The organism is Dokdonia genika (assembly GCF_042652845.1).
Lineage (GTDB): Bacteria > Bacteroidota > Bacteroidia > Flavobacteriales > Flavobacteriaceae > Dokdonia > Dokdonia donghaensis.
Map to the genome: position 1 here is coordinate 1 of NZ_JBHSHB010000033.1, position 1,151 is coordinate 1,151.

At 33.5% G+C, this 1,151-nt stretch carries 1 protein-coding gene; it reads left to right on the plus strand.

Annotated elements, in window-relative coordinates; all coding sequences use genetic code 11:
• Positions 1–133 precede the first annotated feature (133 nt).
• Positions 134–919, plus strand: coding sequence for a hypothetical protein (locus tag ACFO5T_RS13955; RefSeq protein ID WP_380035597.1), 786 nt, complete (start codon positions 134–136; stop codon positions 917–919).
• The last annotated feature ends 232 nt before the right edge of the window (positions 920–1,151 follow it).

Consider the following 1,151-nt stretch of genomic DNA (forward strand, 5'->3'; position numbering starts at 1 on the left):
CTATGCGCGGCGACAGATTCACAAATAAGTGTATATTTAAACAATCAATTAAAAAACAAAAAACAGGCACACCAGCAAAATGCCGCACTCGCTTTATGTAGTGGCCTGTTGGCAACAAGCTGAAAAAACGACAATGAAGTACTTCAATCTTTTTGGAAAAACCAAAGGACAGAGCTCAAACCCAGTATCTGAAAAGTCGGAATTTGAGAAAATCAAAGTTTTTAAAAGCTTACCTAAAGAACAATGGAAACCAGCTTATAACGAGTTGAATAAAATAATTGGAGCAAACCTCAAAGAATACGGATTTAAAAAAAAAGGCAGAAAACATTATCGACTGACAAATGACTTGTTGGAAATTATTGACGTTGATAATCGTGGAAGTTGGTCTGGAGCGAAAGACGATATTGAAATCCGAATTGGATTAGTTCCATATTGCTGGCAAGGTCTGACGAACGAATATTATTTAGTTGGTTCAAAACCGCTTGAGGAAATTGACAAAACAATTAGAAATCATTTTAGAATTTCAAAAGAGTTTTTGATTTTAGCAGATTATTTATCGGAAAGAATTATTAAGAATGTTCTTCCATATTTTGAGAAATATAACTCAACAAAAAAAATAACAAGTCAACCGTATATTTTTCCTTATCACACAAAATGTGGAGGAAATGACATTAGAAATTCTCAATATTTAATTCTATTCTCGGAATTAAAGCAACATAAGACTAATAAAGCAATTGATATTTTGGAAAACGAAATTGAGTTTGGTTCAGATAGTTTAAATCAAGTGACTTGGAAAGAATTAAAAAAATTGACTGAAAACAAAGATTGGGAAACAATAGACAAAATATTTTCGGAGAACGAAAAGAATATATTAGATAAATTAAAAATAAAGCCAGTTGCCAACACCGTGTATAATTAATTGCTGTGGCAAGTGCTTATTTGGAAAATTCCTTCGGAATTTTCTCGCGTTCGTTTTTGTTTACTAAATTAGTTGCATAAACACGCAACTAACCATACACAACCACGTGGCGGCTGATTGCCCAAGGGCTTGCAGTTCACGATAAAATAAGCTACACAAAAGGCAGTTGCATACTTGGTAATTACCGCAATCGTATGGCTACGCTTCAAAATCACACGACCGCAAGTATAAG